At 67.6% G+C, this 673-nt stretch carries 1 protein-coding gene; it reads left to right on the top strand.

The annotated features are described in order from the left end of the window. A partial coding sequence (locus ACTWQR_RS55920; protein ID WP_443235042.1) for an LLM class flavin-dependent oxidoreductase occupies positions 1-673 on the top strand: 673 nt, incomplete at both ends.

The raw sequence follows: 673 nt of genomic DNA, 5'->3' as shown, positions 1-673 counted from the left end.
TCGTCTCCTCGGCTGAGGACCGTGCCGCCCAGAACTTCGGGCTCGAGGGTCTTCCCGAGCACGACGAGCGCTACAACGTCGCCGAGGAGTACTTCGACGTCGTCAACCAGTTGTGGGACTCCTGGGAGCCCGACGCGGTTGTCATGGACCGCGAGACCAACACCTTCGCCGACTTCCGCAAGGTCCGCACCATCGATTTCGAAGGCAAGTACTTCAAGTCCCGCGGGCCGCTCAACACCGTGCCCTCGCCCCAGCACCGGCCCGCGTTCTTCCAGGCCGGGGCCTCCCCTCGGGGTCGTGCGTTCGCCGCGGGCGCGGCCGACGCGATCATCGCGGTCGGCACCGGCACCGCGGGCATGAAGGAGTACCGCGACGACATCCGCGCCCGCGCCGAAGCCGCCGGCCGCGACCCTGACGAGATCAAGCTCCTCTTCGTCGTCTCTCCCACCATCGCCGCCACCGAGGCCGAAGCCCGGGAGCAAGAGGCGCGGATCATCGCGACCGACTCCTTCATCGAGAAGGCACTCGTGGGCATCTCGTCGAACACCGAGATCGACTTCAAGCAGTTCGACCTGGACGAACCGCTCCCCGAAGGCCTGACCACCAACGGCGAACGCGGATCCCTCGAACACTTCAAGCGCGGCGACGGCACCCCCGGCCCCAAAACCCTGCG

Origin of the sequence: Streptomyces sp. 2A115, assembly GCF_052245575.1 — a bacterium.
In the GTDB taxonomy this organism is placed as follows: domain Bacteria; phylum Actinomycetota; class Actinomycetes; order Streptomycetales; family Streptomycetaceae; genus Streptomyces.
The sequence above is the reverse complement of the archived record's forward strand: the minus strand, read 5'-3'. Positions and strand labels throughout refer to the sequence as shown.